Genomic DNA, 26,801 nt, shown 5'->3' on the forward strand with positions numbered 1-26,801 from the left:
GTCACTAAATTCCACTTTGCCACTGCCGAATGGACTCGAACGGATGCAGCAGCATGATCACGTTGAGTGTCAGATTGTCCCGGATGAGATAGCCGACACCGAATTCGAAGATGAGGGCGAGGGTTACGATCACCCATATAGGAAGCCTTCGCGCCATGACAAACCCCAGCACCATGGCCAGCGTGTCCGACACCGAATTGATGACGCTGTCGCCATAATAGTCGAGCGAGATCGTGCCGGCGCGATAGCGATCGATGATGAAAGGGCTGTTCTCGAGCAGCTCCCAGCCGCCCTCTATCACCACCGCAAAGGCCAGCCTGAGCCCGATCGGCGAGCGCGGGAAAAGAAACCACGCCAGCGCATAGAACAGGAAGCCGTGAATGATGTGCGAGAAGCTGTACCAGTCGGAGATATGCTGGGAATTCTCGGAGCTCTGCACGATGCCGTGCCACAGCTTGACGTAGCCGCAGGTGCAAATCGGCGTCCGCCCCATGCCGTAGAGGACCCCTGCCTGGAATATGACCAGACCGAGAACCAACAGAAGCCCCATTCGCCAACTGTCTTCGTAGGCCGAGACGGTTTTGTCGCTGGATACGCTCATGCTGCTATTGCCCCTCTTCTGCGTCACCCTGTTCGGCATCACCCTCTGGGGCATCAATCGCCATCAGCACGGCATCGCCATATTCCGACTTCCTGCGATCGATAGCCCTGAAACCGGCTTTTTCATAGGCACGGATAGCCCGTGCATTGGCCGGGTCCGGGTCGATGATGACGCGCGGCGCACCTTCCTCGAAAAGCTGCTCGACGAACTGCCGGACGATCGCCGAGCCGTGGCCGGTCCCGACAAGCTCCGGCACGCCGATCGACAGATCGATGCCGAGCGTGCCGAACGGCTGGTCGCTATAGGGATGACCGTCCTCCAGATGCGGATCATAGCTCTGCAAATAGCCGATGGGTTTGCCGTCGAGCTCGATAATCAGCGGCTCGACCGAAATGCTGTCGATATGCTCGCGGATCTCCGCGATCTCGGTCTCTGGGTCGTTCCACCATTCGGTGACATGCGGCTCGGCAAGCCAGCCGGCGATCATCGGCAGGTCCCTCTCGGTCACCGGCCGAAAACCGTAGCGGAGGCTCCGCTCAGGCGGCATCGAGGGTTTCGACGACGAAGCTGTTGTTGGTGTAGACGCAAATGTCGGACGCGATCTGCATCGCCTTGCGGGCGATCTCCTCGGCGTCCTTATCGGTATCCATCAGGGCGCGGGCCGCGGCCAGCGCGTAGTTGCCGCCGGAGCCGATGGCCATCACGCCAAATTCGGGCTCCAGCACGTCGCCGGTGCCGGTCAGCGCCAGCGACACCGACCTGTCGGCCACCAGCATCATTGCTTCCAGCCGGCGCAAATAGCGGTCGGTGCGCCAGTCCTTGGCGAGCTCGACGCAGGCGCGTGTCAGCTGGTCGGGATATTGTTCGAGCTTGGCTTCGAGCCGCTCCAGCAGCGTGAAGGCATCGGCGGTGGCGCCGGCGAAGCCGGCAATGACGTTGCCGCCCTTGCCGATGCGGCGCACCTTCTTGGCGTTGCCCTTCATGATGGTCTGGCCGAGGCTGACCTGGCCGTCGCCGGCGATCACCACTTTGCCGCCCTTGCGCACGGTTAGGATGGTCGTGGCATGCATGGTCAGTTCATTAGACATTTTCTGCTCCGGTCAGCACCGATCCCATCAAGGCGATTGGCGCGTTACGAGTGACTTGATCGGCCATATGTATGCATAGGCCAGACGATTGCAAACCGGCCATCCACCGGGCCGGATAGTGCTCCGCAGCGGTAACTGGCAATCGCCGGATCATGCTGCTAGAAGGCTTTCGTTTTCAGGCATGTGAACGCCTGAATCGTGCAAATCTGAGACAAGGATGAGGTCATGGTGCCCCGTTCCGCCGAGATAAGCCGCAAGACCAAGGAAACCGACATCTCCGTGTCGGTTCAGGTCGACGGCTCGGGCAAATCCGACATTTCGACGGGCGTCGGCTTCTTCGACCATATGCTGGACCAGTTATCGCGCCATTCGCTGATCGACATGACGGTGAAGGCCAAGGGCGACCTGCACATAGACGACCACCACACGGTCGAGGATACTGGTATCGCGCTTGGGCAGGCGCTGGCCAAGGCATTGGGCGAGCGGCGCGGCATCATGCGCTATGCTTCGATCGATCTCGCCATGGACGAGACGCTGACGCGGGCGGCGATCGACGTCTCCGGCCGGCCTTTTCTGGTCTGGAATGTTTCGTTCTCATCGCCGAAGATCGGTACGTTCGACACCGAGCTGGTGCGCGAATTCTTCCACGCGCTGGCGCAGAATGCCGGCATCACGCTGCATGTCACCAATCATTACGGCGCCAACAACCACCACATTGCCGAGACCTGCTTCAAGGCCGTGGCGCGTGCGCTGCGTTCGGCGCTCGAGCGCGACCCGCGCCAGCCGGACGCGGTTCCCTCCACCAAGGGATCCCTGAAAGGGTAGCGCCATGGCCATCTATGTCGCGATGGAACCGCCAGGCCGCAGCGAAAGGGTGGACACCACCTTTGTCCGTGACGGCTTTGCCTGGCTCGGCTTCCTATTGCCGCCGCTGTGGCTGGCCTGGCACCGGCTGTGGGTCGAGGCGGCATTGGCCTTTGTCGCCATGGGCCTGCTTTCGATGCTGGGCGAAAGCCTGGGCCTGGAAAGCGCAGGCTCGCTTTTGTCCCTCCTTGTCATGCTCTTTGTCGGACTGGAAGGGCAGGCCCTGCGGATCGCAGCACTGCGCCGCCGTGGCTGGCGTGAATGGGGTGTCGTCGAGGCCGACAGGCTCGACGATGCCGACATTCGCTACGCGTTGGAAACCGATGCGGATTCGAATGCACGGTCCCCCGCACAGCGCATCGTCCCGGACGCAGCACTTGCCCGGCCGACGCCGATGGGCATGGCACTGGGGCTGACCCATATTCCGGGAAAGCGCTGAGATGCGGGTCGCGATCATCGATTACGGGTCGGGCAATCTGCGCTCGGCCACCAAGGCCTTCGAGCGTGCCGCTCATGAAGCCGGCATTGCCGCCGCGATTGAACTCACAGCCGATGCCGAGCGGGTCAGGACCGCCGACCGCATCGTCCTGCCCGGCGTTGGCGCCTATGCCGATTGCGCCGCTGGACTGCGCGCTGTGGCCGGCATGTGGGAAGCGGTCGAGGAGGTCGCGATCGTCAAGGGACGGCCGTTCCTAGGCATCTGCGTCGGCATGCAGCTGATGTCGGAGCGAGGCTTGGAGAAAACGGTTACGAAAGGGTTTGGCTGGATCGCCGGCGACGTCAAGGAGATCACGCCGGCCGATCCGACACTGAAGATCCCGCAGATCGGCTGGAACACGATTGACCTGAAGCGCAAGCATCCGCTGTTTTCCGGCATTGCGACGGGCGGGAAGGGGCTGCACGCCTACTTCGTCCACTCCTACCATCTCGATGCACGGAAGGAGGACGAGGTGCTGGCGGTCGCCGACTACGGTGGCCCGGTGACGGCCGCTGTCGCCCGCGGCAATCTCGCCGGAACGCAATTCCACCCCGAGAAGAGCCAGGCGCTCGGCCTCGCTTTGATCACCAACTTCCTGCAATGGAGGCCCTAGGTCATGAGCAAGAAGGGCTATTGAATGGCGATGGTCGATGTCCGCGACCCCGAGGTCTACAAGCAGTACATCGAGGCCAATGCCGCGGCTTTTGCGAAATACGGCGCGAAGTTTCCCGTGCGCGCCGGACGGTATACCAGCCCGGAAGGGCCGACAGGCAATCGCCACGTGCTGGTGGAATTCGAATCCTACGAGACGGCGATCGCCTGCTACGGCTCGCCTGAATACCAGGAGGCCTTGAAGTACAGGCTCGCCGGCTCGACCGGCCACTTTGTCATCGTCGAAGGCGCCTGAAGGTGATCCTGTTTCCGGCGATAGACCTCAAGGACGGCAAATGCGTGCGCCTCAAGCATGGCGACATGGCGACCGCGACGGTCTACAATGACGATCCCGCCGCTCAGGCGCGCGCCTTCGAAGAGCAGGGCTTCGAATGGCTGCACGTCGTCGACCTCAACGGCGCCTTCAAGGGCCAGAGCGTCAACAGCGCGGCAGTCGGCGCCATCCTCAAGGCGACGAACAACCCGGTGCAGCTCGGCGGCGGCATCCGCACTCTGGCGCAGATCGAGGACTGGCTCGACCGTGGGCTGGCCCGCGTCATTCTTGGCACTGTGGCGGTGCGCGATCCGGATCTGGTCAGGCAGGCTTGCAAGGCATTCCCGGGCAAGATCGCCGTCGGCATCGACGCCAAGGGCGGCAAGGTCGCGGTCGAAGGCTGGGCGGAGGCCTCGAGCCTCGGCGTCATCGAACTGGCGAGGAAATTCGAGGGCGCCGGCGTTGCTGCCATCATCTACACCGACATTGATCGAGACGGGGTGCTGACCGGCATCAACTGGGACGCCACCATCGATCTCGCCGAGGCGGTTTCGATCCCGGTCATCGCCTCGGGCGGGCTCGCCTCGATCGCCGACATTGTGCGCATGACCATGCCCGATGCGCGGAAGCTCGAAGGCGCGATCTCCGGCCGCGCGCTCTACGACGGCCGCATCGACCCGGCCGAGGCACTGGCGATCCTGCGTGGCAAACCGATGGCAGGGGCGTCATCATGAAAGTCTCGATTATCCTCGCCCCCTATGACAGCGGGCACCATCATGAAGGGTGCGGCCAGGGGCCGGACGCCATCATCGGCGGTGGGCTCGTCGAAGCTCTGACCGTGGCCGGCCATGACGTCGCCGTCGAAGATATCGGCAAGGTGGGAGACGAGCAGGGGCGCGAAATCGCAACCGGCTTCGCCGTCTGCAACGCCGTCGCGGCCAAGGTCGGCCTCGCCCGCGACGGAGGAGGCTTCCCCATTGTCCTTGCTGGAAATTGCCTGACCGCCGCCGGTGCGGTTGCCGGTGAAGACGCGGATTCGATTATCTGGATCGATCAGCATGGCGATCTCAACACGCCAGAGACGTCCGCCTACGGCTTTCTCGACGGCATGGCGCTGGCGGCGACACTCGGGCTCTGCTGGCGTCCGATGGCGGCAGCAATTCCGGGATTCCGGCCGATGGACCCGGCGCACTGCATGCTGGTCGATGCCCGCGACCTCGATCCCGACGAAAAGCGCCTGCTGGAAACTTTGCCGATCGTGCGCGCCGAATGTGCCGGTGCGCTCGATATGGTGGGAAAGCTCACAGCGGCAGGGGCTGTTCGGGGACATCTGCATCTGGACCTGGATGTCCTCGATCCGGATGTGCTGCAGGTGAACCGCTACACGCATCCGGGCGGTCCGAGTCCGGAACAGCTGCGGCAGCTTGCCTGCGGGCTGGCCAGATCCATCCCGATCGTGGGCGTGACGCTCTCGGCCTACGATCCGGCCTTTGATTCCCAGTCCGAGGTTCCGTCCGTCGTCGGCCAGCTGCTTGTCGACTTTCTTGCGGCGATCGAGAGGATCTGATGCTGAAAGCCCGCGTCATCCCCTGTCTCGACGTCAAGAACGGTCGCGTCGTCAAGGGCGTCAATTTCGTCGACCTGGTCGATGCCGGCGATCCCGTCGAAGCGGCAAAAGCCTATGACGCGGCCGGCGCCGACGAGCTCTGCTTTCTCGACATCACTGCCTCGTCGGAAAACCGCGAGACCATCTTCGATGTCATTACCCGAACGGCCGAACAATGTTTCATGCCGCTGACTGTCGGTGGTGGCGTCCGCCAGGTCGCCGACATCAGGAAGCTGCTTCTGGCCGGCGCCGACAAGGTGTCGATCAATACGGCGGCGGTGAAAACCCCAAATTTTGTCGCCGAGGCTGCCGACAAGTTTGGCAACCAGTGCATCGTCGTCGCCATCGACGCCAAGAAAGTGTCCGCTGCGGGCGAGGCTGATCGCTGGGAGATCTTCACCCATGGCGGCCGCGAGAAGACCGGCATCGATGCCGTCGAGTTCGCTCGGCGGATCGTCGATCTCGGCGCCGGCGAGATCCTGTTGACGTCGATGGACCGCGACGGCACCAAGGCCGGCTACGACATAGCGCTTACCCGCGCGGTCGCCGACGCCGTACGCGTGCCGGTCATCGCTTCCGGTGGCGTCGGCACGCTCGATCACATGGTCGAAGGCATTCGCGACGGCCATGCGGGCGCGGTGCTGGCAGCCTCGATCTTCCATTTCGGCACCTACAGCATCGCCGAAGCCAAGATGCATATGGCTCAGGCCGGACTGCCGATGCGGCTGGACTCGCCGGGTAATCGGTCCTAGAGCCTTTCCGGCTAAGAAGAGGCTGTAGACGCCGTTATGACCGAGTTCTCACTCTCCGATCTGGAGAAGATCATTGGCGAACGCGCACGTTCCGGCGATCCGGATTCGTGGACGGCCAAGCTCTTTCAGCGCGGCATGAGCAAGGCAGCGCAGAAACTCGGCGAAGAGGCGGTCGAAACGGTGATCGCAGCCGTCAGCGCCGACCGGGACGCGCTTGTTTCGGAAAGCGCCGATCTCATCTATCATTGGCTTGTCGTTCTCGGCATAGCGGACATTCCGCTGAGCGATGTGCTCAACGAGCTTGAACGCCGCACCGGCCGTTCGGGCATCGCCGAAAAGGCGTCTCGGCTGGACCGGGGCTGATCGCTGCGGAGGAACTCGATGGACCAGCTCGCTCCTACCGAGAAGTATTCACCCTATCGGTTCTTCTCGGCGGAGCAATGGTCGCGGTTCCGCGCCGATACGCCGATGACGCTCACCGAGGACGAGGTCCGTCGTCTGCGGTCGCTGAACGATCCGGTCGATCTCCACGAGGTCGAGCGCATCTACCTTTCGATGTCGCGGCTGTTGTCGGCCCATGTCGAAGCCAGTCAACTCCTGTTCAGGCAACGCCAGGTTTTTTTCAACGCGCTGGACGTGGCCAAGACACCGTTCATCATCGGCATTGCCGGTTCCGTGGCGGTTGGCAAATCGACCACGGCGCGCGTGCTAAAGGAGCTGCTGGCGCGCTGGCCGTCGAGTCCCAAGGTCGATCTGGTCACCACCGACGGTTTCCTGCTGCCGAACGAAGTCCTGCGCCGCAACAATCTGATGGAGCGCAAGGGCTTTCCCGACAGCTACGACGTCGGCGCGCTGCTGCGCTTCCTGTCCGGCATCAAATCGGCGCAGCGCAACGTCCGCGCGCCGGTCTATTCGCACCTGACCTATGACGTTATCCCGGGCGAGTTCCAGACCATCGACAGGCCGGACATCCTGATCTTCGAGGGCATCAATGTCCTGCAACCTGGCAAGCTGCCGAAGGACGGCAAGATCGTGCCTTTCCTGTCAGATTTCTTCGACTTCGCCATCTATATCGATGCCGAGGAGGCGCTTATCCATCACTGGTATGTCGCCCGCTTCATGCGGCTGCGCGAAACCGCCTTCCGCGACCCAGCCTCCTTCTTCCACCGCTATTCGCAACTTTCCGAGGATGCGGCCCGCGCCATCGCCGAGGGCCTGTGGACCAACATCAACCTGAAGAACTTGCGCGAGAATATATTGCCGACCCGCGCCCGCGCCGATCTCATCCTGCGCAAGGGCGCCAATCATCTGGTCGAGGAAGTGGCGCTCCGAAAACTGTGAAATCCCGATTCATTCCTTAAAGTCATCTTAACCCCGTCTTCCTATTGTCAGGCCTGATCTGCGGGCTCGGCAAACAATGAATGCGCCATTCCTAAATATTGATCGGCCGACAGCGGACCGCGTCGCACATCCGGGCAGCGGCGCCGCCACGATTGCCCTGATCGTGCCGGTCCACAATGAGGAAGGCGCGATTGCCCCGTTCCTGAAGGCGGTGTGCGAAAGCACCGCTCCGCTGAAGGACAATGGCGTTGCCCTCGAGTTCATCTTCGTCAACGACGGCAGCAGCGATACGACGCTCGAAAAGCTGATCGAAGCCCAACAAGCAGACCCTCGCATCCACATAATCGACCTTTCACGCAATTTCGGCAAGGAAGCCGCGATGACCGCGGGCCTCGACAGCTGCGATGCCGATGCCGCGATCCCGATGGACGTCGATATGCAGGATCCGCCGCATGTCATCCCCTTGCTTGTGGAAAAGTGGCGCGAGGGGTTCGAGGTTGTTCTTGCCAAGCGAGCCAACCGGTCGAGCGACAGCTTTCTCAAGCAGCGCTCCGCCTCGATGTTCTACCGCGTTCACAACTGGATCGCGCAGCAGAAGATCCCGCACGATGTCGGCGACTTCCGTTTGATCGACCGTCAGGTCATCCAGGCGCTGCGGTCTTTGCCCGAACGCCGTCGTTTCATGAAGGGCCTGTTCGCCTGGGTCGGGTTCCGCACCGCAAGCGTCGAATATGTCCGCGATCAGCGGATCGCCGGCCAGTCGAAATTCTCCGGCTGGAAGCTGTGGAACTTCGCGCTCGAAGGCATCACCAGCTTCTCCACCGCTCCGCTTGAAATCTGGACCTATGTCGGCGCGACGATTTCCGCGCTGTCGTTCCTCTACGGCCTGCTGATCGTCGCCAAGACAATGATCTTTGGCGTTGATGTGCCCGGCTACGCCTCGCTGCTGGTCAGCGTTCTTTTTCTTGGCGGCATCCAGTTGCTCGGCATCGGCATCATCGGACAATACCTCGGCAGGGTCTACGCCGAGATCAAGCAGCGTCCGATCTACATTGTGCGCCGCAAATATGAGGGAATGAGCTAATGGAGCTCGACGCCTACCGACAGATGGCCGCCACCGAAGACGAGCATTGGTGGTTCTGCGGGCGTCGCGCCATCGCAGAGGCGGTCATTCGCAGCATCGACCTGCCCGAAAAGGCGCGCATCGTCGAGATCGGCGCCGGCACCGGCGGCAACATCCGGATGCTGGAGCAGTTCGGCACCGTGACGGCAGTCGAGATGAGCGATCTCGCACGCAGGATTGCCTGGGAAAAGACCGGCCGCGACTTCCTTGCCGGACATCTGCCGGACAACATTCCTGTCACGCCGCAAAGCTGCGACCTGGTTTGCCTGTTCGACGTGCTGGAACATGTCGCCGAAGACGAGGCATCGCTTGCCGCGATCCGCCAGATGCTGAAACCAGCCGGCAGCGTCATCCTTACGGTGCCCGCACACCAATGGTTGTGGAGCACGCATGATGTGGGGCTGCATCATATGCGGCGCTATTCACGCAATCTGCTGCGTGAACGAATTGAAAGGGCTGGTTTCAGGATCGACCGGCTGAGCTACACAAATGCCGCACTCTTTCCTGTAGCGGCACTGGCACGGCTGGTGGATAGGTTGCGCAAGCCCGCCTTGCCAGCCGGCCATGCAACGCCGTCGAAACCACTGAATGCGGCGATGAAGGCAGTGTTTTCGGCGGAAGGCCGCATCATACCAAATGCAAGCCTGCCCTTCGGTGTTTCGCTGCTGGCGGTATTCCGCAAGGACGACGCCGTCGAAACCGGTCGCCTCGACGAGAAATTGGCAGCTTGACCGCGCAATGGGCACCGGTTCGTATCGTCGACTATCGCGCTTTGCGCTAATTGGCATTGCGTCGACGCTGATCTATGCCGTTTGTGCTCTCCTGCTGTCGCGTGGGCAGGCGACGGCGGCCCTGCCGGCGGCGCTCACATCGTTTGCGGCCTACGCCGTTGCCGCGCTGTTTTCTTACACCGGGCATAAATATTTCACCTTCACCTCGGGCGGCAGCCACGCGATGGAACTGCCCCGCTTTCTCCTGCTCACCGCTTCCGGCCTCGCTGTCGCAATCGCCCTGCCGGGGCTTTTGACCCAGATGCTCGGCGTCCCTGCCGCAGTCCCGATCCTGCTTACCTGCATTGCCGTGCCGGTCATCAACTATGTCGTCCTCGGACGCTGGGTGTTTCGTGGTCTCTAGCGCGCGATCCCTCAGTGAACTGCTGCCCGGTGCCAACCGTTTCTCGCCGTTTGCGGGCGTGGCGGGCGCCCCGTTGCTGCTGGCCTGCCTGGTCGTCATATACGCCGTCTGGCTGACAACAATTGCGATACCGACCAATGTCGACGTGTCATGGCTTCTGGTCGTCTGTGATCGGCTGCTTGGCGGAGAGCGGCTCAACACCGACATCATGGAGACCAACCCACCTTTCTCGATCTGGCTCTACATGCCGTTCATGCTCCTGGAAAAGCTCACCGGCATACGTGCGGAATTCTGGCTGACGCTTGGTGTCGTTTGCCTGAGCCTGGCCAGTCTTTTCGTTTCTGTCCGCATTCTCGCGCGCGATGAACCGGTTTACCGGCAGCCCCATGCGTTCTGGGCAGCAGCGGCGGCCCTGGGCTGGGTTCTCTGTTTCATGCCGGATCAATTCGGCCAACGCGAGCACTTCGCGTTGATTGCCATTCTGCCTTGGGTGGCGTTGCAATGCACACGTCAGCGGAACCCGGATTTCAGCGCCGGCTCGCGCCTGGAGCACATGGTCGCGGGCTTCGGCGCGGCGATCGTGGTCATGGTCAAGCCGCCCTATTTTGCGCTGGCCTTCATGTTGCCGTCACTCTGTCTTGCGGTTGAAAGGCGGTCGCTGAAACCGCTCTTCGTCGTGGAGAACCTGCTTGGCGCTACGATCGTGGCCGCCTATGTCGCGTCCATCGCGCTCTTCGACCGTGCTTATTTAAGCGAAGTCCTGCCCTTGGTCAGCGAGGTCTATCTTCCGTTGAGGGCCTCTACCGCCGATATGCTGGCGAACTGGCCGAAAGTGGTGCTGCTTCTGGCCGCCGCTACCGTACTTGCGGCCGGCGGCCTGAGGCAGACGAACTGGGACGTCAGGATTCCGCTTCTGACCGCACTGGGGTTCATTCCGGCCTTCATCGTCATGGGCAAGGGTTGGCCCAATCACGCCCTGGCGATGGTCGTTGTTGCAACACTTGCATTTGGCATCCAGCTTCTGCGGTTCGGCACATTCCGCAGTGCAGGCTTCATTCGCAAGGCCGCCCTGATCTTCGGCTGCGTGCTGGTGCTGCAACTAGCGGTCAGGGCACAGTACGCGGCGCTGACGACGGACAACGGCCCGATCGGGCGCTCTGTCGCCGCGATCCGCGCAACGGTCGAAACCCCGACCATCATGTCGATCGCCGACCGGATGCAGGTTGCCCATCCCCTCGCCAGGCTGGTCGACGGCAGGTTCATATCACGCCATCCGAGCGCCTGGGCGGTCTCCAACGCTGACACGCTCGCCCGCGCCACCGGCGATCTCGAACGGAGACGGGAACTTGAAAGCATCCGCGATCGGGTGATCGGCGAATACGCCGCCGAGATATCAGCGAAGAAGCCCGATGTCGTGCTGTCAGGCTCGCCCGCGCGGACAGCCCTGATGCTGCAGGACAAGCGGATCGGAGCCGCCTTGGCCGACTATCGTCTGCTGCACCACGAGCCGGAAATCACTGTCTATCTGCGTTACACGGCGCCTGCGCCGCTCCAAACCAATTGAGCAGAGGCTCCCGGAAGACCATGGCACGGCTGGATCCAATCGCTCCGCTGGACGACGTATGGCTCGAGCTCGAGAGCCTCGGTGCAACATCATGAGCGTCTCGAACGACATTGACGGCTTGAGCCGGTGGCGCGGCCGGAATATCGCGGCGGCGCTGCTTCCTAGCCGCAATGTCCTGGCCATTGCCGCAGTCACCGTGTTCTCCATCGTCTGGCAGCGGCGTTGGGGGACTGTTCCCGATACTAGCTGGCTGATCACGGTATGCGAGCGGATGCTCTCCGGTGAGCGGCTTTACTCGCAGATCCACGAGACCAACCCTCCATTCAGCGTATGGCTCTATCTGCCGCCAGTGGCTGTGGCCAGATTGCTGGGCGCCGCCCCGGAAATCCTGGTTGAGGCCTGGACATACCTTGCCGTGCTTATCGGACTTTCGCTCTCGGGCGTGATCGTCAAGCGCGGGGGTTTCACCGAAACTGCATCACTGTTTGCACTGGGGCCAGCGTTTTGCGCAATGCTGGTGATCTTCCCCGGCAACGCCTTCAGCGAGCGAGAGCATATCGGCATGGCGCTTTTCATGCCGCTGCTTGCGCTTCACGCCTGGCGTGCGCGCAGAGATGCAGCCGCCCAACTAGGCCCGGGGATCGCCGTACTCGCCGGCCTGTCGGGCAGCATTTTGCTGCTGGTCAAGCCCTACTATGCGATCATGGTGTTGGCGCCAGCGCTGGTCGTTGCAGTGCGCCGGCGCAGCCTGAAATCGATCTTCGCCCTGGAACACTGGGTCATTGGCGGCATCTGCATTGTCTATCTCGGCGCGGTCACGCTGATCCATCCGGAATTCCTGCGCGACATCTATCCCCTCTTGGCGGATGTTTATGGAAAGCTCGGCATCTTTTGGCCCATCGTGATCGGCCACGGTTTCGCGTGGTGTTTCCTCGTCTTCCTGATTTGGTGGCTGTGGCCGGCCGGGCGGTTTCCAGAGCTGGCGGCGGTAGCGCTGGCTGCATCGATCGCCGGCATGTTTCCCCTGTTCTACCAAGCGAAAGGCTGGTCTTATCATGCCTATCCCGCGATCTTTTGCGCCGTGGCAGCCATTTTGTGCCTGCTGGCAGTGCCCAGGATCGTGCGGCAGCCGTCGAAGCTGTTGGCGTTCGTGACGGCGCCTTCGCGAGCTTGGGCACTGGCGGGGGTGGCAATCGCTTTCTTGCCATACTGGAGCACCCAGAAACCGGGGCCGGCGCTGGTTGCCGCCATTCGCGCCGCGACCGATCGGCCTACTATTGCGTTGATCAGTTCGGATATGTCCTCGGGACATCCGTTGACCCGCATGATCGATGGGCAGTTCGTTTCGACCCATGTCAGCGATTGGCTCGGAGTGTTTGCGCTTTCCCTGTCCCGGCAGGCAGCCCTTTCCGGTGATACCGCTGAAGCCACGCGTTACCAGGCCATCATGGCGCGTTACGTCGAAAGCAAACGCAAAGAATTCGCGCGTCTGCGCCCGGATATCATTGTCTTCAAGAAAAACAACGCGATGTGGACAAGCCAACTGACAGAGCGTTTTGGCTTTGACGCCATCCTGGCGCACTACCGCATTCTCGTCGAGGACGAGACCGAGCGCATCTATCTGCGCGACGATTATGTCCGGTCGGGCGACCGGCCACCCGAATTGAGCAAGGCCTCGGAAAAACCATGACGCGGCTGGTGGTCGTGGCCGGTCGGCCATTTCCCAGAGCTGGCTGCCGTAGCGCTGGCAGCATCTATTGCCGGCTTGTTCCCGCTGTTCTACCAGGACAAAGGCTGGACGTATCATGCCTACCCATCGATTTTTTACGCTGTAGCGGCTAGTCTTTGCTTGCTGGCCTTGCCGAGAAGCGAGCGGCAATCGGCAGGGCTGCTCTCCCGCCTGGCGGCTCCCCCGCGAGCCTTGGTGTCGCTGGCGATTGTGGCTGCCTTCTTACCGAACTGGGGCACTCAGAAGCCAGGCGCGGTGTTGGTCGCCGTGATACGCGCCGCGACCGATCGACCAAACGTCGCCTTGATCAGTCCAGATATAGACACTGGACATCCACTAAGCCGCATGATCGGCGGCCAGTTCGTTTCGGCCGATCCCAATGACTGGCTTGGAGCGTTTGCAATGGCTCTGTCCCGGCAAGCCACGCTTTCGCGTGACGTCGCCCAAGCCACGCATTACGAGATGATCATGGAGCGTTACGCTGAAAGCAAACGCCAAGAATTTGAGCGTCTGCGCCCTGATATTATTATCTCTACGAAAGTTATCAGGAAAGATGATGGCCCTTGGACAAGCCAACTGATGGAGCGTTTTGGCTTTGACGCGATCCTGGCGCACTATCGCATTCTCGTCGAGGACGAGACCGAGCGCATCTATCTGCGCGACGATTATGTCCGGCCGGGCGACCGGCCACCCGAACAGCCTATTTCGGCATCGTCACCCGACGCAGCGTCAGATTGATGCGGCCGCCGTTCTTGAGCAATGCCGAGGTCGAGGGGTAGATGCGGTCAACGCCGTGAAAGCAGAGGCGGCCTTCGCCGCCGAGCACGACGACGTCGCCGCTCTTCAATCTGAACGATTTGGTGGCGCCGTCGCGCATGGTCTGGCCGACCCGGAACAGGCAATCGTCGCCGAGTGAGGCCGAGACGACAGGCGCGGAGAAATCGCTCTCGTCGCGATCCTGGTGAAGACCCATCTTGGCATCCTGGGAATAGAAATTGACCAGGCAGGCCTCCGGCGGGTGCGCATAGGCAGATACGTCCCGCCACAGTTCGAGCAGCATCTCCGGGATCGGCGGCCATGGCCTTCCGGTCACCGGGTGAGTCGGCTGGTAGCGATAGCCGTGCTCCTTGTCGGTGACCCAGCCCAGCGGGCCGCAATTGGTCATGCGCACGCTCATCTCCTTGCCGGTACGCGGCATCGCCGGCACGAACAGCGGGGCTTCCTGCACGACCTCCCTGATATCTTCCACCAGCACTTCCTGCATGGCGCGCGACAGGTAACCAGGCATATGGCGGACGCCTTTGGGCAGCACGAGCATCGGGTCGCTTGATCCGTTGGTCTGGAAAATCAGAATGCCACCGTCAAACGAAAACGGCGACCCGAAAGCCGCCTCCGGCAGTGGCTGCACACTTCACACCGGCGATCTGGGATCCGAAGCCGATTCGGCTGTCAGTCATCCTCGACCCGGCCACGCATTTTCTTGATCGAGCCGCGCCCGGCTTTGCTCTTCAGCCGTCTTTCGACCGCGCCCTTGGACGGCCTTGTCTTCTTGCGCGGCGGTGGCGGCGGTTCGGCGGCCTTGGCGACCAGTGCCGTCAGCCGCGCCCGGGCGTCCGCCCGGTTCTGCTCCTGCGTGCGGAAGCGTCCGGCTTCGATGACGATGACGCCGTCCTTGGTGGCGCGCTGGCCGGCAAGCTTGATGGTCCGTTCGCGCACACGCTCCGACAGGCCCGGTGCATTGGCAGCATCGAAGCGCAATTGCACCGCCGTCGCCACCTTGTTGACGTTCTGGCCGCCCGGGCCGGACGAACGGATGAAGTCCTCGTGCAGGTCACCCGGACTAATCACCGCATCGTCGGTGATGATGATTTTTTCGTCGGCGTTCATGCCGCAGTCATGGCGCGGCAGGCGAAAAAAGAAAAGGCCCGATCGAAGCCGGGCCTTGAAGCGCGACGGCTATTCAGCCGCTACCTGCATGCGTGGTGCAGCGCCGAGCACGGTTGCGTCGACATGGGCCTCGAACTTTTCGAAATTGTCGACGAACATGCCAACCAGCCTTGCCGCCTGCCGGTCATAGGCGGGCTTGTCGATCCAGGTCGATCTCGGGTCGAGAATGGCGCGGTCGACGCCGGTAACCGTCACCGGCACGTCGAAACCGAAATTGGCGTCGGTCCGGAAGTCGGCCGCTTTCAGCGAGCCGTCGAGTGCTGCCGCAAGCAGCGCCCGCGTTGCCTTGATCGGCATCCGCTTGCCGGTGCCGTAAGCGCCGCCGGTCCAGCCGGTGTTGACCAGCCAGCAATCGACGCCGTGGCGGGCGATGAGCTCGCGCAGCAGATTGCCGTATTCCGACGGATGCCGCGGCATGAACGGTGCGCCGAAGCATGTCGAAAATGTCGCTTCGGGTTCAGTAACGCCTTTCTCGGTCCCCGCCACCTTGGCGGTATAGCCGGAGAGGAAATGGTACATCGCCTGCGCCGGGGTCAGCCGCGCGATCGGCGGCATCACGCCGAACGCGTCGGCGGTCAGCATGATGATATTCTTCGGGTGGTTGGCGCGCCCCGTCTTGCTGGCGTTCGGAATGAAGTGGAGCGGGTAGGCGCAGCGTGTGTTTTCGGTCAGCCCGCCATCGTCGAAATCCGGCACGCGACCGGCGTCGAGCGCGACATTCTCCAGCACCGTGCCGAAGCGCTGGGTGGTGGCGAAGATCTCCGGCTCGGCTTCGGCCGAAAGCTTGATCGTCTTGGCATAGCAGCCGCCTTCGAAATTGAAGATGCCGTGCGGTCCCCAGCCATGCTCGTCATCGCCGACCAGCGTGCGCGACGGGTCGGCCGACAACGTCGTCTTGCCGGTCCCGGAAAGGCCGAAGAAGACGGCCGCGTCGCCGGCGAGTCCTTCATTGGCAGAGCAATGCATCGGCATCACGCCTTTTGCCGGCAGCAGATAGTTGAGCACGGTGAATACCGACTTCTTCATCTCGCCGGCATAGGAGGTACCGCCGATCAACACGATCATGCGCGAAAGATCGACGGCGATCACCGTTTCGCCGCGCGTGCCGTGGCGGGCGGGATCGGCGCGGAACGACGGCAGGTCGATGATCGTCAAATCGGGCACGAAATGCTCGAGTTCGGCGGCTGCCGGCCGGATGAGCAGATTGCGGATGAACAAGGAGTGCCAGGCAAGCTCCGTGATCACCCGGGTCGGCAGCTTCAGCTCCTCGTCGGCGCCGCCGACCAGGTCCTGCACATAAAGGTCCTTTCCAGCCGCATGGGCGCGAAAATCGGCAAGCAGCGTATCGAACTGCCCCGGCGAAATCGCTTTGTTGTTGTCCCACCATACATGCGGCGCGGTGCTTTCGTCGCGCACCACGAATTTGTCCCTGGGCGAGCGGCCGGTGTGCTGCCCGGTTTCGGCGGCAAGCGCGCCATGCGCGGTGAGTCGGGCCTCGCCACGGCGGATTGCCTCCTCGTAGAGCGCGGCCGCGCCGAAATTATAGCGCACCACGCCCGTGGTTCTCAGGCCGATCCGATCGATTGTACATGCAGGATTGCGTTTGCCGGCTTCCGACATGGGTGTCCCTTCTTCGATTTACCGCGTCTTTACCGGCGAATTCCGGAACCCCCATTGCAGGAGCTAAAAACGTCAAAACCAGAAAAGGCGAATGATATCAAATCATTAATCGATTTAAATATTTTGAAAGTTGTTTAAATCGTTTATATGTGCAAAAACACTGATGGTTGCCCAAAGGATTGGCGATGTTCATTCGTCCAATCCATATCGAGGTACAATTGTGGCCGCCGGCATGCCGCGCGTGACAGCGGATAGAGCCTATGCCACATTTTGTACCTAATTTGTCCTGCAAAAGCCCCTTCTCGACGAAAGAAGGGACAGCTCATGAGGGAGCCGCTTGAAATGGCAACAATCGCGCTTGTCGACGACGATCGCAACATTCTGACTTCGGTTTCGATCGCCCTCGAATCCGAGGGTTATCGGGTTGAAACCTACACGGATGGGGCGTCGGCGCTGGAGGGACTGGCGGCGCGCCCGCCGAACCTCGCCATCCTCGACATCAAGATGCCGCGCATGGACGGCATGGAGCTGCTGCGCCGGATGCGCCAGAAATCCGACCTGCCGGTGATCTTCCTGACCTCCAAGGACGACGAGATCGATGAACTGTTCGGCCTCAAGATGGGCGCCGACGACTTCATCCGCAAACCCTTCTCGCAGCGTCTTCTGGTCGAGCGCGTCCGCGCCGTGCTGCGCCGCGCCAGTACCCGCGAGGCGGCCGCCAAGGCGCCCAACCAGCAGGCTCGGTCGCTTGAGCGCGGCCAGCTTGTCATGGACCAGGAGCGCCACACCTGCACCTGGAAGGGCGAGCCGGTGACGCTTACCGTCACCGAGTTCCTCATCCTGCATTCGCTGGCCCAGCGTCCAGGCGTCGTAAAAAGCCGTGATGCGCTGATGGATTCGGCTTATGATGAGCAGGTCTATGTCGATGACCGCACCATCGACAGTCACATCAAGCGGCTGCGCAAAAAGTTCAAGGCCGTCGATGATGACTTCGAAATGATCGAAACCCTTTACGGAGTCGGATATCGGTTCCGCGAAGCTTGAGTCGAGCGGGAGCTGCTATTCGATGGCAGTGGAAGTAGAGCGAGTGAGACGATCGGGCGCCGCCAGGCGCCCGCCGCGGATTCTGCCCGCCTTCGTCTCGAAAATCACGGTGCCGATGCGCCGGTTTCTCGGCCATCACATCTTTTCCAGCCTGACGCGGCGTATTCTCTTTCTCAATCTTGCCGGCCTGGCCGTCCTGGTCACCGGCATTCTCTACCTCAACACCTTTCGAGACGGGCTGATCGACGCCCGTGTCGAGAGCCTGATGACCCAGGGCGAGATCATTGCCGGCGCGATTGCCGCATCGGCGACAGTCGAGACCGATTCGATCAGCATCGATCCGGAAAAGCTGCTTGAGTTGCAGGCTGGCGAAAGCCTCGGCCCGGGCTCCGATCAGCTCGACAATCTCGATTTCCCGATCAATCCGGAGCGCGTGGCGCCGGTGCTCAGGCGGTTGATCTCGCCGACGCGCACGCGCGCCCGCATTTACGACCGCGACGCCAACCTGCTGCTCGATTCCCGCCATCTCTATTCGCGCGGTCAGATCCTTCGCTACGATCTGCCGCCGGTCGAAGAGGAGCAGCCGGATCTTCTGGAGCGCATCCAGAAATTCGTCTTCGATTTCTTCCGCAATAAGCAACTGCCCGTCTATCGCGAGCAGCCGGGCGGCAACGGTGCTGCGTTTCCCGAAGTGGTCAAGGCGCTTACCGGCAGTCCGTCGACGATCGTGCGGATCTCGGAGCAGGGCGAGCAGATCGTTTCCGTGGCGGTGCCGATCCAGCGCTTCCGTGCCGTTCTCGGCGTACTGATGCTGTCGACCGAAGGTGGCGACATCGACAAGATCGTCGCGGCCGAGCGCAAGGCGATCCTGCGCGTGTTCGGCATCGCCGCGCTGGTTACCGCTATCCTGTCGATGCTGCTGGCCTCCACCATCGCCAACCCGCTGCGCCGGCTTTCCGCGGCGGCGGTCAGGGTTCGCCGCGGTGTCAAGAACCGCGAGGAAATTCCCGACTTCTCCGACCGCCAGGACGAGATCGGCAATTTGTCGATCGCCGTGCGCGACATGACCAATGCGCTCTACGCCCGCATTGAGGCGATCGAAAGTTTTGCCGCGGATGTCTCGCATGAATTGAAGAACCCACTCACCTCGCTGCGCAGCGCCGTGGAGACATTGCCGCTGGCCAAGAACGACAATTCGCGCAGCCGGCTGATGGATATCATCCAGCACGATGTGAGGCGCCTGGACCGCCTGATCACCGATATTTCCGATGCCTCCCGTCTCGATGCCGAACTGGCGCGGGAAGACGCGGGAACTGTCGACCTGAAGAAGTTCATCACCGATCTGGTCGCCGTCTCGCGCGAGGCCACACGCAACAAGAAGGCGGTCGAGATCGAATTCAAGGTCGCCAAACTGCCGCAGGGCGTGAAAGGCTACTTCGTCGTCGGCCATGATCTGAGGATCGGCCAGGTGATCACCAACCTGATCGAGAATGCCCGCTCGTTCGTTCCCGAAGAACGTGGCCACATCACCATATCGCTGGCGCGCGCCGGCAAGTTCAACATCGTCACCGTCGACGACAATGGCCCCGGCATCCGGGCCGACAACATCGATCGCATTTTCGAGCGGTTCTATACCGACCGGCCGGCCGGCGAGGCGTTCGGCCAGAACTCGGGCCTTGGCCTGTCGATATCCCGGCAGATCGTCGAAGCCCATGGCGGCACGTTGAGCGCCGAGAACATCCCGGGCACCAAGCCTGGCGAGATCAAGGGCGCCCGCTTCGTGGTGACGCTGCCGGCCGAAGGCTGACGGATGAATTCCAATCACGCCTGGTCCTATTGTGCAGCCTGAAAACATTCACGGCACCGCCATCCTGATAGGTGATTGCGGCATTCTCATCACCGGACCGTCCGGCTTGGGCAAAACGACGCTGGCGCTCGCCTTGATCGATCATTGCAGCCAGCGCGGGCTGTTTTCGCGGCTGATCGGCGATGACCAGCTCTATGCTGCCGATTGCGAGGGGCGGCTGGTCTGCCGCGCACCAGTCAGCATAGCCGGCCTCGTCGAGGTGCCGGGATTCGGCCCCAAGCCGATACCATTCGAGCCAAGCTGCGTGATCGACCTCATTATCCGGCTGGTGCCAGCCGGCAAAATGGCCCGCTTCCAGGAAGACTGCAGCGAACTCGTTTTCGGCGTACCAGTGCCGCGCATCGATCTTGCCGGGCGCAATGTCGCGGCGGCCTTGCCGGCAGTGATGTCGCGCCTGTCGATTGCGCCTTTCCTGTGATCCGATTTGAATTTTTTGCTGCAATGCGTCAAATTGGTCTGGGCCGGCGCAATTTTGGGCTTGTCAACGGGCCTTGCGTCGACAAGATAGCGCTCCCGCCACCTGGAACGGTCGGCGAGCATAAAATGCGCCTGTGAAGCGGCGATGACGGGAGCCACCAAAGAATGATCGGACTCGTGCTTGTAACGCACGGTCAACTGGCCGCCGAGTTCCGCAATGCCGTGGAACATGTCGTTGGGCCACAAGACAATTTCGAGACCGTGGCGATCGGTGCCGACGACGATATGGAACAACGCCGCCGCGACATTATCGACGCAGTCGGCCGCGTCGATACCGGATCAGGCGTCATCGTTTTGACCGACATGTTCGGCGGCACGCCCTCCAACCTCGCCATTTCCGTGATGGAATCCGGCCGCATCGAGGTCATTGCCGGCATGAACCTGCCGATGCTGATCAAGCTGTCCAGCGTTCGCAAAGGCGACAACATGGCGGCCGCGCTGGATGAGGCGCAGGCTGCCGGCCGCAAATACATCAACGTCGCCAGTCAGCTCCTGAGCAGCAAATGAGCGCGCTGTTGCCGGAAAAGGACAAGATCGTTCGCGACTTTCCGATCGTCAACCAGCGCGGCCTGCACGCGCGCGCCTCGGCCAAGTTCGTTCAAATTGCCAGCGGCTTCAATGCCACGGTCCAGGTCGAGAAGGACGGCGTCAAGGTCGGCGGCACCTCGATCATGGGCCTGATGATGCTGGCGGCGAGCCCCGGCTATTCGATCCGCGTCACCGCCAGCGGCCCGCAGGCCGAAGAGGTCATCGATGCGCTGGAGCAACTGGTTGCTTCCCGTTTTGGCGAGGAATGCTGACGGCGCTCTCTCGTGTTGGTTGCCGCTGAAGACATGCACGGATAAAGATTTCTTTATATCCCATTGTCGTCCGACTCCCGATCTGCTAGTCAGGCCGGCAACTCGCGCCCTCCGACACGCCTTCGGGGCGGGGCGCGTCCCGCAATCAATTCGCATCGGAGCACTGCCATGACGGGTAGCAAGGATTATGTGGTCGCCGACATCGCGCTTGCCGGCTGGGGCCGCAAGGAGATCGAGATCGCCGAAACCGAAATGCCGGGCCTGATGGCCTGCCGCGAGGAATTCGGCGACAAGAAGCCGCTCAGGGGCGCGCGCATCACCGGCTCGCTGCACATGACCATCCAGACCGCGGTGCTGATCGAAACGCTTAAGGCGCTCGGCGCCGATATCCGCTGGGCTTCCTGCAACATCTTCTCGACCCAGGACCACGCTGCCGCGGCCATTGCCGAGGCCGGAATTCCGGTGTTTGCCGTCAAGGGCGAGACGCTGGAGGATTATTGGGTCTACACCGACAAGATCTTCCAGTGGGCCGATGGCGGCACCTCCAACATGATCCTCGACGACGGTGGCGATGCCACCATGTACATCCTGATCGGCGCCCGCGCCGAGGCCGGCGAGGATGTGCTGTCCAATCCGGGCAGCGAAGAGGAAGAGATCCTGTTTGCCCAGATCAAGAAGCGCATGCAGGCATCGTCGGGCTTCTTCACCAAGCAGAAGGAAGCAATCCGCGGCGTCACCGAAGAGACGACGACCGGCGTCAATCGGCTCTATCAGTTGCAGAAAAAAGGCCTGCTGCCGTTCCCGGCGATCAACGTCAATGATTCCGTCACCAAGTCGAAATTCGACAACAAATATGGCTGCAAGGAATCGCTCGTCGACGGCATTCGCCGCGGCACCGACACGATGATGGCCGGCAAGGTCGCGGTCGTCTGCGGCTATGGCGACGTCGGCAAGGGCTCGTCGGCTTCGCTCAAGGGTGCCGGTGCCCGCGTCAAGGTCACCGAGGTCGATCCGATCTGCGCGCTGCAGGCAGCGATGGACGGTTTCGAGGTGGTCACGCTCGAAGACGCGGCACCGACGGCCGACATCGTCATCACCACCACCGGCAACAAGGACGTCGTTACCCTCGACCACATGCGCCTGATGAAGGACATGGTGATCGTCGGCAACATCGGTCACTTCGACAACGAGATCCAGGTGGCGTCGCTGCGCAACCTGAAATGGACCAACATCAAGCCGCAGGTCGATATGATCACCTTCCCGGACGGCAAGCGGATGATCCTTTTGTCGGAAGGCCGTCTGCTCAACCTCGGCAACGCCACCGGCCACCCGAGCTTCGTCATGTCGGCGTCCTTCACCAACCAGGTGTTGGCGCAGATCGAGCTGTACACCAAGCCCGGTCAGTACGAAAACCAGGTCTACGTCCTGCCGAAGCATCTCGACGAAAAGGTCGCGCGCCTGCATCTCGACAAGCTCGGTGCCCGCCTGACCGAACTATCCGGCGAACAGGCCGCCTATATCGGCGTCACTCCGCAGGGACCGTTCAAGCCGGAACACTACCGCTATTAACCACGGCGAAACTTGCCACTAGATATTGAAGCCGGGCGATTGACTTTTCGCCCGGCTTTATTTTTGCGCTGATTGATTCTTCACGCCGATTCGCGCAAGCGCTATGGTGCTGATTCGCGGTCCGGGGACGAGGCCCGGGCGCACGCATCAGGGCGGTCTTGCATTCAGGCGGCAAAGAGGACCAAGACATGCCGGGGGATAACCCGCCTTGCGCGGGACAGGCCGTTTCCGGCGGCCATAACGATTCGATCACGGGCTCCGCTGCCAGAGGCGGCAGCCTTTTATGCCGTGCCGGCAGCCGTGTCGGGGTGCTGCTTGCTTCTTCCGCGCTGGTTGGTCCGCTGCTTGGCTTTGCCGCACATGCCCAAACCCGCGTGGCGCAAAAGGCCGGGCTGTCGGTCAGCACGGTCGAGGTCATGCAACTCGCCATGTTTGTCGGCGTCATGGGGGCGGCATTGCTGTCGGCCATCTTTCTGATCCGCGAAAGGGCGCGCACCGCGGCGGAAAATGCCGAGCTCAGGACTCGCATCGCCGACGTCAATGCCGCGCTGCAGCGCTCCGAGGCGCTGCTCCATTCCCGCGACCAGCGCGTGGTCGTATGGGCCGCCGAAAACAAGAAACCCGAGCTTGTCGGAACATTGCCGATCGAGAGCGGCGCGCCGGAGGACCGGGCGGCCTTCCTGGCTTTCGGCCGCTGGCTGATGCCGCGTTCGGCGGCCGCGTTGGAACATGCCGTGGCGGCGCTGCGGGACAAGGCAAAGCCCTTCGATCTGGTCATCGAATCGCAGGCCGGCCAGCCGCTCGAGGTTCACGGCCGCAAGAGTGCGGCGCATGTATTGGTTCGCTTCGTCTCGCTTTCGGAGACACAGCGAAGCCAGGCCAGGCTGAAGATCGAGAACCAGCGCTTGGCCGCCGACCATGAGACGCTGATCGGACTTCTCGATGCGCTCAAGATGCCGTCATGGCTACGCACCGTCGACGGGCGGCTGAAATGGGTCAACCGGGCCTATGCCGAAGCGGTCGAGGCCGAGAATGCCGAATCGGCGGTTCGTGACAGCAAGGAATTCCTCGGCGGCCAGGCGCGCGACACGATTGCTGCGCAGCACAAGTCGCACCCCGTCTTCGAACAGACGCTCTCCACTGTGATCGAAGGCGACCGCCGTATGTTTGCCGTGACCGACTTTGCCGGGGCGGATGGTTCGGCTGGTCTTGCCTGCGACATCAGCGCCATCGAGGCCATTCGCGCCGAGTATGAGCGGACCGTGCAGAGCCACGCCGATACGCTCGATCAGCTCAACACTGCCGTGGCGATTTTCGATACCGACGAGAAATTGCGGTTTTTCAATCAGGCGTTCCAGAAACTATGGGGCCTCGACAGCGGCTTCCTGCACAGCGCGCCGGACAACGCCTTGCTGCTCGACCGCCTGCGCAGCGAAGGCAAGATTGCCGAGCAGCCCGAATGGCGGCGCTGGAAAGAGAGCTTGCTCGGCGCTTATCGCGCGGTTGAATCGCAGGAGCATTGGTGGCATCTGCCGGACGGCAAGACCATTCGCGTCGTCGCCAACCCGCAGCCCAAGGGCGGCGTCACCTGGGTGTTCGAGAACCTGACCGAGAAGATGGACCTTGAAAGCCGCTACCAGACCGCCGTCCGGGTTCAGGGCGAGACGCTCGACAACCTTGCCGAAGGCGTCGCTGTATTCGGTCCCGACGGCAGGCTGAGATTGTCCAACCCGGCCTTCGCAGCACTGTGGGGGCTGGATGCCGATGCCTCAAAACCCAACGTCCATGTCTCGACGATCCGCGACCTTTGCGACCGCCGTGCCGTCGACAGTCCGTGGGGCGGGTTCGTTGCCGCCATCACCGGCTTCGACGACGAGCGCCGCGACCGCCACGGCCAGACCGAATTGAACAACGGCACCGTTTTGCGCTACGCCGTCATCCCCTTGCCCAACGGCCAGGTGATGATGACCTTCGTCGACGTTACCGACAGCGTCAATGTCGAGCGGGCGCTGAAGGACAAGAATGAGGCGCTGCAAAAGTCCGACCAGATCAAGAACGAATTCGTGCAGCACGTCTCCTATGAGCTGCGCTCGCCACTCACCAACATCATCGGCTTTACCGAGCTTCTTTCACTGCCGTCGACTGGTCCGTTGAACCAGAAGCAACGCGAATATATCGGGCATGTCGGCTCGTCCTCCTCGGTCCTGCTCACCATCGTCAACGACATCCTCGATCTGGCGACGGTGGATGCCGGCATCATGGAACTCGACATTTCCGAAGTTCACATCGATCGAACCATTACAGCCGCCGCCGAACTGGTCGCCGACCGACTGGAGGAACATGCGATCAAGCTTAGGATCGACGCGGCGGCCGCGCCGAAAACCTTCCACGGCGACGAAATCCGCGTCCGCCAGATCCTCTACAATCTGCTCAGCAATGCCGCCAATTACGCGCCGGAGGCGAGCACCATAACGCTCGCCTGCCGCCAACTTGCCGACGGCGTGGAATTTTCCGTTCACGATGACGGTCCCGGCATGCCGCCGGACCTGCTTGACTCAGTGTTCCGGCGCTTCGAGCCGCGCACCAATGGCGGCCGCCGCCGCGGCGCCGGGCTCGGCCTGTCGATCGTCAAGAGCTTTGTCGAACTGCATGGCGGCAGCGTCCGCATCGAGACCGGCAGGGACAAGGGCACGACGGTTGTTTGCGCCTTTCCCGACACGCCGTCCGGCATCCGCGCGGCGGCCGAGTAGCGCGTTCGATGGCGGTATTGGTGCTCGAGCGTTTTCTCGCCGACGAGGCTGCGACGGCAAGGCTTGGTGAGGACCTCGCCATGTCGCTGCGCATTGGCGACGTGCTCGCTCTCAAGGGCGATCTCGGCGCCGGCAAGTCGACCTTGGCGCGGGCGCTGGTCAAGGCACTGGCCGACGATGCCGGCCTCGACGTGCCGAGCCCGACCTTTACGCTGGTCCAGAGTTACGACACGCGTGTGCCGGTCCATCATTTCGATCTCTACCGCTTGGGCGCGGCATCCGAGTTGGACGAGCTGGGTTTCGACGAGGCGCTGACGCAAGGGGCCGCACTGGTCGAATGGCCGGAACGGGCAGAGGCATATTTGCCGAAAACCTCGGTGCTGGTCGAACTTCTCCAGCAGGGCGACGGCCGATTGGCGAGACTATCGGGAGGGGGCGCCGCCTTCGAGCGCGCGGCGCGATCGCTGGCCATGCGCGATTTTCTCGGCCAGGCCGGTTGGGGCGAAGCGCAGCGGCGATATTTCATCGGTGATGCCTCGGCTCGCTCCTACGAGATCGTCACGCTCGCCGGATTTCCGCCGCGCGTGCTGATGAACTCGCCAAGGCTGGTGCTCGGACCGCCAGTCCGCGACGGCAAACCCTATGCCGAGATCGCCCACACCGCGCAATCCGTTTCGGCGTTCGTCGCCATTGACCGTGCCTTGCGGGCCGGCGGCGTCAGCGTCCCGGAAATCCATGCCCAGGATCTCGACCAGGGTTTTCTGCTGCTGGAGCATCTCGGGTCCCAAGGGTTCCTGGACAAGCGCGGCCAGCCGGTGGCCGAGCGCTACGCGGCGGCGGCCGAACTGCTTGCCATGATGCACGGCAAAACATGGCCGGCCAGCATGCAGGCCGGCCCCGGCGTCTTCCACGAGGTGCCGCCTTTCGATCGCGACGCCATGATGATCGAGGCCGAATTGCTGGTCGACTGGTATGTCTCTGCGATATCAGGCGCTCCGCCAAGCGAGGCGTTGCGCGCCGGTTATCGCAGCGAATGGAATGCGGTGCTCGATCGGCTCGAGGGGCGCGAATACACGCTAATGCTGCGCGACTTCCATTCGCCCAACCTGATCTGGCGCGGTGACCGTTCCGGTCACGATCGTCTCGGCGTCGTCGATGTCCAGGATGCGCTCATCGGTCCGTCAGCCTACGACGTCGCCTCGCTCGCCATGGACGCGCGCGTCACCATTTCACCTGAAATCGAAAAGCACACGCTCGCCGCCTATATCGCCGCGCGACGCGACGCCGGCGTCTTCGATGAAGACGAATTCCGCGAAACCTATGCAATCATGGCTGCACAGCGCAATTCCAAGATCCTCGGCATTTTCGTGCGGCTCGAAAAACGCGACAGCAAGCCTTATTATCTGAAGCATCTGCCGCGCATCCGCGATTATCTTCGCCGGGCGCTGGCGCATCCGGCGCTGGCCGGGCTGCAGGATTTCTACATCGCCCACGGCTTGCTGGAGGAACGCTCGATTTGAAG

The 26,801-nt window shown here is 62.2% G+C and carries 29 protein-coding genes; 23 read left to right on the plus strand and 6 right to left on the minus strand.

Annotated features, from left to right (window positions below; all coding sequences use genetic code 11):
* Positions 1-4 precede the first annotated feature (4 nt).
* Genes NKH63_RS28070 through hslV form a run of 3 tightly spaced genes read right to left on the minus strand, consistent with a single transcriptional unit; the run spans position 5 to position 1,689 of the window.
* Positions 5-601: a DUF2585 domain-containing protein gene (locus tag NKH63_RS28070; RefSeq protein WP_023718258.1), complete on the minus strand. Its 597-nt coding sequence runs from the start codon at positions 599-601 to the stop codon at positions 5-7.
* Between the two features lie 4 nt (positions 602-605).
* Complete coding sequence (locus tag NKH63_RS28075; RefSeq protein WP_352495253.1) at positions 606-1,148, minus strand: GNAT family N-acetyltransferase; 543 nt, start codon at positions 1,146-1,148, stop codon at positions 606-608.
* Entirely contained in the window at positions 1,138-1,689 is a 552-nt protein-coding gene (gene hslV, locus NKH63_RS28080; RefSeq protein ID WP_023718260.1) for an ATP-dependent protease subunit HslV, read from the minus strand. Before hslV ends, NKH63_RS28075 begins: the two co-directional genes overlap by 11 nt.
* A gap of 225 nt (positions 1,690-1,914) precedes the next feature.
* Here hslV and hisB point away from each other — a divergent pair, with 225 nt between their 5' ends.
* The 15 genes from hisB (at position 1,915) to NKH63_RS28155 (ending at position 13,943) form a co-directional block, all read left to right on the plus strand.
* Positions 1,915-2,514, plus strand: a complete 600-nt coding sequence (gene hisB, locus NKH63_RS28085; protein WP_023718261.1) for an imidazoleglycerol-phosphate dehydratase HisB — start codon at positions 1,915-1,917, stop codon at positions 2,512-2,514.
* A gap of 4 nt (positions 2,515-2,518) precedes the next feature.
* On the plus strand, positions 2,519-2,992 hold the full coding sequence (locus tag NKH63_RS28090) for a DUF2628 domain-containing protein (RefSeq protein WP_352484489.1): 474 nt from the start codon (positions 2,519-2,521) through the stop codon (positions 2,990-2,992).
* A 1-nt stretch (position 2,993) separates the two neighbouring features.
* Positions 2,994-3,644: an imidazole glycerol phosphate synthase subunit HisH gene (hisH, locus tag NKH63_RS28095; RefSeq protein ID WP_352484488.1), complete on the plus strand. Its 651-nt coding sequence runs from the start codon at positions 2,994-2,996 to the stop codon at positions 3,642-3,644.
* A gap of 24 nt (positions 3,645-3,668) precedes the next feature.
* Positions 3,669-3,938, plus strand: a complete 270-nt coding sequence (locus NKH63_RS28100; RefSeq protein WP_352640263.1) for a DUF1330 domain-containing protein — start codon at positions 3,669-3,671, stop codon at positions 3,936-3,938.
* Positions 3,939-3,940: 2 nt separating this feature from the next.
* The gene (gene hisA, locus NKH63_RS28105) at positions 3,941-4,690 is read left to right on the plus strand and encodes a 1-(5-phosphoribosyl)-5-[(5-phosphoribosylamino)methylideneamino]imidazole-4-carboxamide isomerase (protein WP_023718265.1); all 750 of its coding nucleotides are present in this window, start codon (positions 3,941-3,943) and stop codon (positions 4,688-4,690) included.
* Positions 4,687-5,523 carry an arginase family protein gene (locus NKH63_RS28110; RefSeq protein ID WP_023718266.1) on the plus strand — a complete coding sequence of 279 codons (837 nt, stop codon included), beginning with the start codon at positions 4,687-4,689 and terminating at the stop codon, positions 5,521-5,523. Before hisA ends, NKH63_RS28110 begins: the two co-directional genes overlap by 4 nt.
* The gene (gene hisF, locus NKH63_RS28115; RefSeq protein ID WP_023718267.1) at positions 5,520-6,314 is read left to right on the plus strand and encodes an imidazole glycerol phosphate synthase subunit HisF; all 795 of its coding nucleotides are present in this window, start codon (positions 5,520-5,522) and stop codon (positions 6,312-6,314) included. Before NKH63_RS28110 ends, hisF begins: the two co-directional genes overlap by 4 nt.
* A gap of 36 nt (positions 6,315-6,350) precedes the next feature.
* Entirely contained in the window at positions 6,351-6,677 is a 327-nt protein-coding gene (locus NKH63_RS28120) for a phosphoribosyl-ATP diphosphatase (protein ID WP_254815934.1), read from the plus strand.
* A gap of 18 nt (positions 6,678-6,695) precedes the next feature.
* The gene (coaA, locus tag NKH63_RS28125) at positions 6,696-7,655 is read left to right on the plus strand and encodes a type I pantothenate kinase (RefSeq protein ID WP_352919715.1); all 960 of its coding nucleotides are present in this window, start codon (positions 6,696-6,698) and stop codon (positions 7,653-7,655) included.
* A gap of 76 nt (positions 7,656-7,731) precedes the next feature.
* Complete coding sequence (locus tag NKH63_RS28130; protein WP_352919718.1) at positions 7,732-8,739, plus strand: glycosyltransferase family 2 protein; 1,008 nt, start codon at positions 7,732-7,734, stop codon at positions 8,737-8,739.
* On the plus strand, positions 8,739-9,509 hold the full coding sequence (locus tag NKH63_RS28135; RefSeq protein ID WP_023718271.1) for a class I SAM-dependent methyltransferase: 771 nt from the start codon (positions 8,739-8,741) through the stop codon (positions 9,507-9,509). Before NKH63_RS28130 ends, NKH63_RS28135 begins: the two co-directional genes overlap by 1 nt.
* A gap of 7 nt (positions 9,510-9,516) precedes the next feature.
* Positions 9,517-9,912, plus strand: coding sequence for a GtrA family protein (locus NKH63_RS28140; protein WP_023718272.1), 396 nt, complete (start codon positions 9,517-9,519; stop codon positions 9,910-9,912).
* 73 nt (positions 9,913-9,985) lie between these two features.
* A complete protein-coding gene (locus NKH63_RS28145) occupies positions 9,986-11,476 on the plus strand; it encodes a hypothetical protein (protein WP_023718273.1) in 1,491 nt (496 codons plus the stop codon).
* Positions 11,477-11,672: 196 nt separating this feature from the next.
* Entirely contained in the window at positions 11,673-13,166 is a 1,494-nt protein-coding gene (locus NKH63_RS28150; RefSeq protein ID WP_352919722.1) for a hypothetical protein, read from the plus strand.
* A gap of 75 nt (positions 13,167-13,241) precedes the next feature.
* The gene (locus NKH63_RS28155) at positions 13,242-13,943 is read left to right on the plus strand and encodes a hypothetical protein (RefSeq protein WP_352484484.1); all 702 of its coding nucleotides are present in this window, start codon (positions 13,242-13,244) and stop codon (positions 13,941-13,943) included.
* On the opposite strand, the gene NKH63_RS28160 is transcribed toward NKH63_RS28155, so the two are convergent.
* The 3 genes from NKH63_RS28160 to NKH63_RS28170 form a co-directional block, all read right to left on the minus strand.
* Positions 13,906-14,523, minus strand: a complete 618-nt coding sequence (locus tag NKH63_RS28160; protein ID WP_352484500.1) for an alpha-ketoglutarate-dependent dioxygenase AlkB — start codon at positions 14,521-14,523, stop codon at positions 13,906-13,908. The genes NKH63_RS28155 and NKH63_RS28160 overlap by 38 nt on opposite strands.
* A gap of 131 nt (positions 14,524-14,654) precedes the next feature.
* Positions 14,655-15,092 carry an alternative ribosome rescue aminoacyl-tRNA hydrolase ArfB gene (gene arfB, locus NKH63_RS28165; RefSeq protein WP_352591228.1) on the minus strand — a complete coding sequence of 146 codons (438 nt, stop codon included), beginning with the start codon at positions 15,090-15,092 and terminating at the stop codon, positions 14,655-14,657.
* A 69-nt stretch (positions 15,093-15,161) separates the two neighbouring features.
* Entirely contained in the window at positions 15,162-16,772 is a 1,611-nt protein-coding gene (locus NKH63_RS28170; protein ID WP_352484483.1) for a phosphoenolpyruvate carboxykinase, read from the minus strand.
* 342 nt (positions 16,773-17,114) lie between these two features.
* Between NKH63_RS28170 and NKH63_RS28175 the strand changes: the two genes are divergently transcribed.
* The 8 genes from NKH63_RS28175 (at position 17,115) to tsaE (ending at position 26,799) form a co-directional block, all read left to right on the plus strand.
* Positions 17,115-17,816 carry a response regulator transcription factor gene (locus NKH63_RS28175; RefSeq protein WP_023677547.1) on the plus strand — a complete coding sequence of 234 codons (702 nt, stop codon included), beginning with the start codon at positions 17,115-17,117 and terminating at the stop codon, positions 17,814-17,816.
* Positions 17,817-17,838: 22 nt separating this feature from the next.
* The gene (locus NKH63_RS28180) at positions 17,839-19,623 is read left to right on the plus strand and encodes a sensor histidine kinase (RefSeq protein WP_352484482.1); all 1,785 of its coding nucleotides are present in this window, start codon (positions 17,839-17,841) and stop codon (positions 19,621-19,623) included.
* A gap of 31 nt (positions 19,624-19,654) precedes the next feature.
* Positions 19,655-20,101, plus strand: coding sequence for an HPr kinase/phosphorylase (locus tag NKH63_RS28185; RefSeq protein ID WP_023718279.1), 447 nt, complete (start codon positions 19,655-19,657; stop codon positions 20,099-20,101).
* A gap of 164 nt (positions 20,102-20,265) precedes the next feature.
* On the plus strand, positions 20,266-20,667 hold the full coding sequence (locus NKH63_RS28190; RefSeq protein WP_023718280.1) for a PTS sugar transporter subunit IIA: 402 nt from the start codon (positions 20,266-20,268) through the stop codon (positions 20,665-20,667).
* Positions 20,664-20,960: an HPr family phosphocarrier protein gene (locus NKH63_RS28195; RefSeq protein ID WP_023718281.1), complete on the plus strand. Its 297-nt coding sequence runs from the start codon at positions 20,664-20,666 to the stop codon at positions 20,958-20,960. Before NKH63_RS28190 ends, NKH63_RS28195 begins: the two co-directional genes overlap by 4 nt.
* Before the next feature lie 168 nt (positions 20,961-21,128).
* Positions 21,129-22,529: an adenosylhomocysteinase gene (ahcY, locus tag NKH63_RS28200; protein WP_352591225.1), complete on the plus strand. Its 1,401-nt coding sequence runs from the start codon at positions 21,129-21,131 to the stop codon at positions 22,527-22,529.
* Positions 22,530-22,717: 188 nt separating this feature from the next.
* Complete coding sequence (locus tag NKH63_RS28205; protein ID WP_352484479.1) at positions 22,718-25,279, plus strand: sensor histidine kinase; 2,562 nt, start codon at positions 22,718-22,720, stop codon at positions 25,277-25,279.
* An 8-nt stretch (positions 25,280-25,287) separates the two neighbouring features.
* Positions 25,288-26,799: a tRNA (adenosine(37)-N6)-threonylcarbamoyltransferase complex ATPase subunit type 1 TsaE gene (gene tsaE / locus NKH63_RS28210; RefSeq protein ID WP_352495246.1), complete on the plus strand. Its 1,512-nt coding sequence runs from the start codon at positions 25,288-25,290 to the stop codon at positions 26,797-26,799.
* Positions 26,800-26,801: the final 2 nt, after the last annotated feature.

Origin of the sequence: Mesorhizobium sp. M0960, assembly GCF_040319055.1 — a bacterium.
Taxonomy (GTDB): domain Bacteria; phylum Pseudomonadota; class Alphaproteobacteria; order Rhizobiales; family Rhizobiaceae; genus Mesorhizobium.

What these genes read in the sequence shown, in the direction of transcription:
- hisH (WP_352484488.1), top strand. Translation starts at nt 2,994, where the DNA reads ATGCGGGTCGCGATCATCGATTACGGGTCGGGCAATCTGCGCTCGGCC.
- arfB (WP_352591228.1), bottom strand. Translation starts at nt 15,092, where the DNA reads ATGAACGCCGACGAAAAAATCATCATCACCGACGATGCGGTGATTAGT.
- NKH63_RS28170 (WP_352484483.1), bottom strand. Translation starts at nt 16,772, where the DNA reads ATGTCGGAAGCCGGCAAACGCAATCCTGCATGTACAATCGATCGGATC.
- NKH63_RS28140 (WP_023718272.1), top strand. Translation starts at nt 9,517, where the DNA reads ATGGGCACCGGTTCGTATCGTCGACTATCGCGCTTTGCGCTAATTGGC.
- NKH63_RS28180 (WP_352484482.1), top strand. Translation starts at nt 17,839, where the DNA reads ATGGCAGTGGAAGTAGAGCGAGTGAGACGATCGGGCGCCGCCAGGCGC.
- NKH63_RS28205 (WP_352484479.1), top strand. Translation starts at nt 22,718, where the DNA reads ATGCCGGGGGATAACCCGCCTTGCGCGGGACAGGCCGTTTCCGGCGGC.
- NKH63_RS28130 (WP_352919718.1), top strand. Translation starts at nt 7,732, where the DNA reads ATGAATGCGCCATTCCTAAATATTGATCGGCCGACAGCGGACCGCGTC.
- tsaE (WP_352495246.1), top strand. Translation starts at nt 25,288, where the DNA reads ATGGCGGTATTGGTGCTCGAGCGTTTTCTCGCCGACGAGGCTGCGACG.
- NKH63_RS28195 (WP_023718281.1), top strand. Translation starts at nt 20,664, where the DNA reads ATGAGCGCGCTGTTGCCGGAAAAGGACAAGATCGTTCGCGACTTTCCG.
- NKH63_RS28135 (WP_023718271.1), top strand. Translation starts at nt 8,739, where the DNA reads ATGGAGCTCGACGCCTACCGACAGATGGCCGCCACCGAAGACGAGCAT.
- NKH63_RS28070 (WP_023718258.1), bottom strand. Translation starts at nt 601, where the DNA reads ATGAGCGTATCCAGCGACAAAACCGTCTCGGCCTACGAAGACAGTTGG.
- NKH63_RS28160 (WP_352484500.1), bottom strand. Translation starts at nt 14,523, where the DNA reads ATGCTCGTGCTGCCCAAAGGCGTCCGCCATATGCCTGGTTACCTGTCG.
- NKH63_RS28110 (WP_023718266.1), top strand. Translation starts at nt 4,687, where the DNA reads ATGAAAGTCTCGATTATCCTCGCCCCCTATGACAGCGGGCACCATCAT.
- NKH63_RS28190 (WP_023718280.1), top strand. Translation starts at nt 20,266, where the DNA reads ATGATCGGACTCGTGCTTGTAACGCACGGTCAACTGGCCGCCGAGTTC.
- hslV (WP_023718260.1), bottom strand. Translation starts at nt 1,689, where the DNA reads ATGTCTAATGAACTGACCATGCATGCCACGACCATCCTAACCGTGCGC.
- hisB (WP_023718261.1), top strand. Translation starts at nt 1,915, where the DNA reads ATGGTGCCCCGTTCCGCCGAGATAAGCCGCAAGACCAAGGAAACCGAC.
- NKH63_RS28120 (WP_254815934.1), top strand. Translation starts at nt 6,351, where the DNA reads ATGACCGAGTTCTCACTCTCCGATCTGGAGAAGATCATTGGCGAACGC.
- NKH63_RS28175 (WP_023677547.1), top strand. Translation starts at nt 17,115, where the DNA reads ATGGCAACAATCGCGCTTGTCGACGACGATCGCAACATTCTGACTTCG.
- NKH63_RS28075 (WP_352495253.1), bottom strand. Translation starts at nt 1,148, where the DNA reads ATGCCGCCTGAGCGGAGCCTCCGCTACGGTTTTCGGCCGGTGACCGAG.
- NKH63_RS28090 (WP_352484489.1), top strand. Translation starts at nt 2,519, where the DNA reads ATGGCCATCTATGTCGCGATGGAACCGCCAGGCCGCAGCGAAAGGGTG.
- NKH63_RS28100 (WP_352640263.1), top strand. Translation starts at nt 3,669, where the DNA reads ATGGCGATGGTCGATGTCCGCGACCCCGAGGTCTACAAGCAGTACATC.
- coaA (WP_352919715.1), top strand. Translation starts at nt 6,696, where the DNA reads ATGGACCAGCTCGCTCCTACCGAGAAGTATTCACCCTATCGGTTCTTC.
- ahcY (WP_352591225.1), top strand. Translation starts at nt 21,129, where the DNA reads ATGACGGGTAGCAAGGATTATGTGGTCGCCGACATCGCGCTTGCCGGC.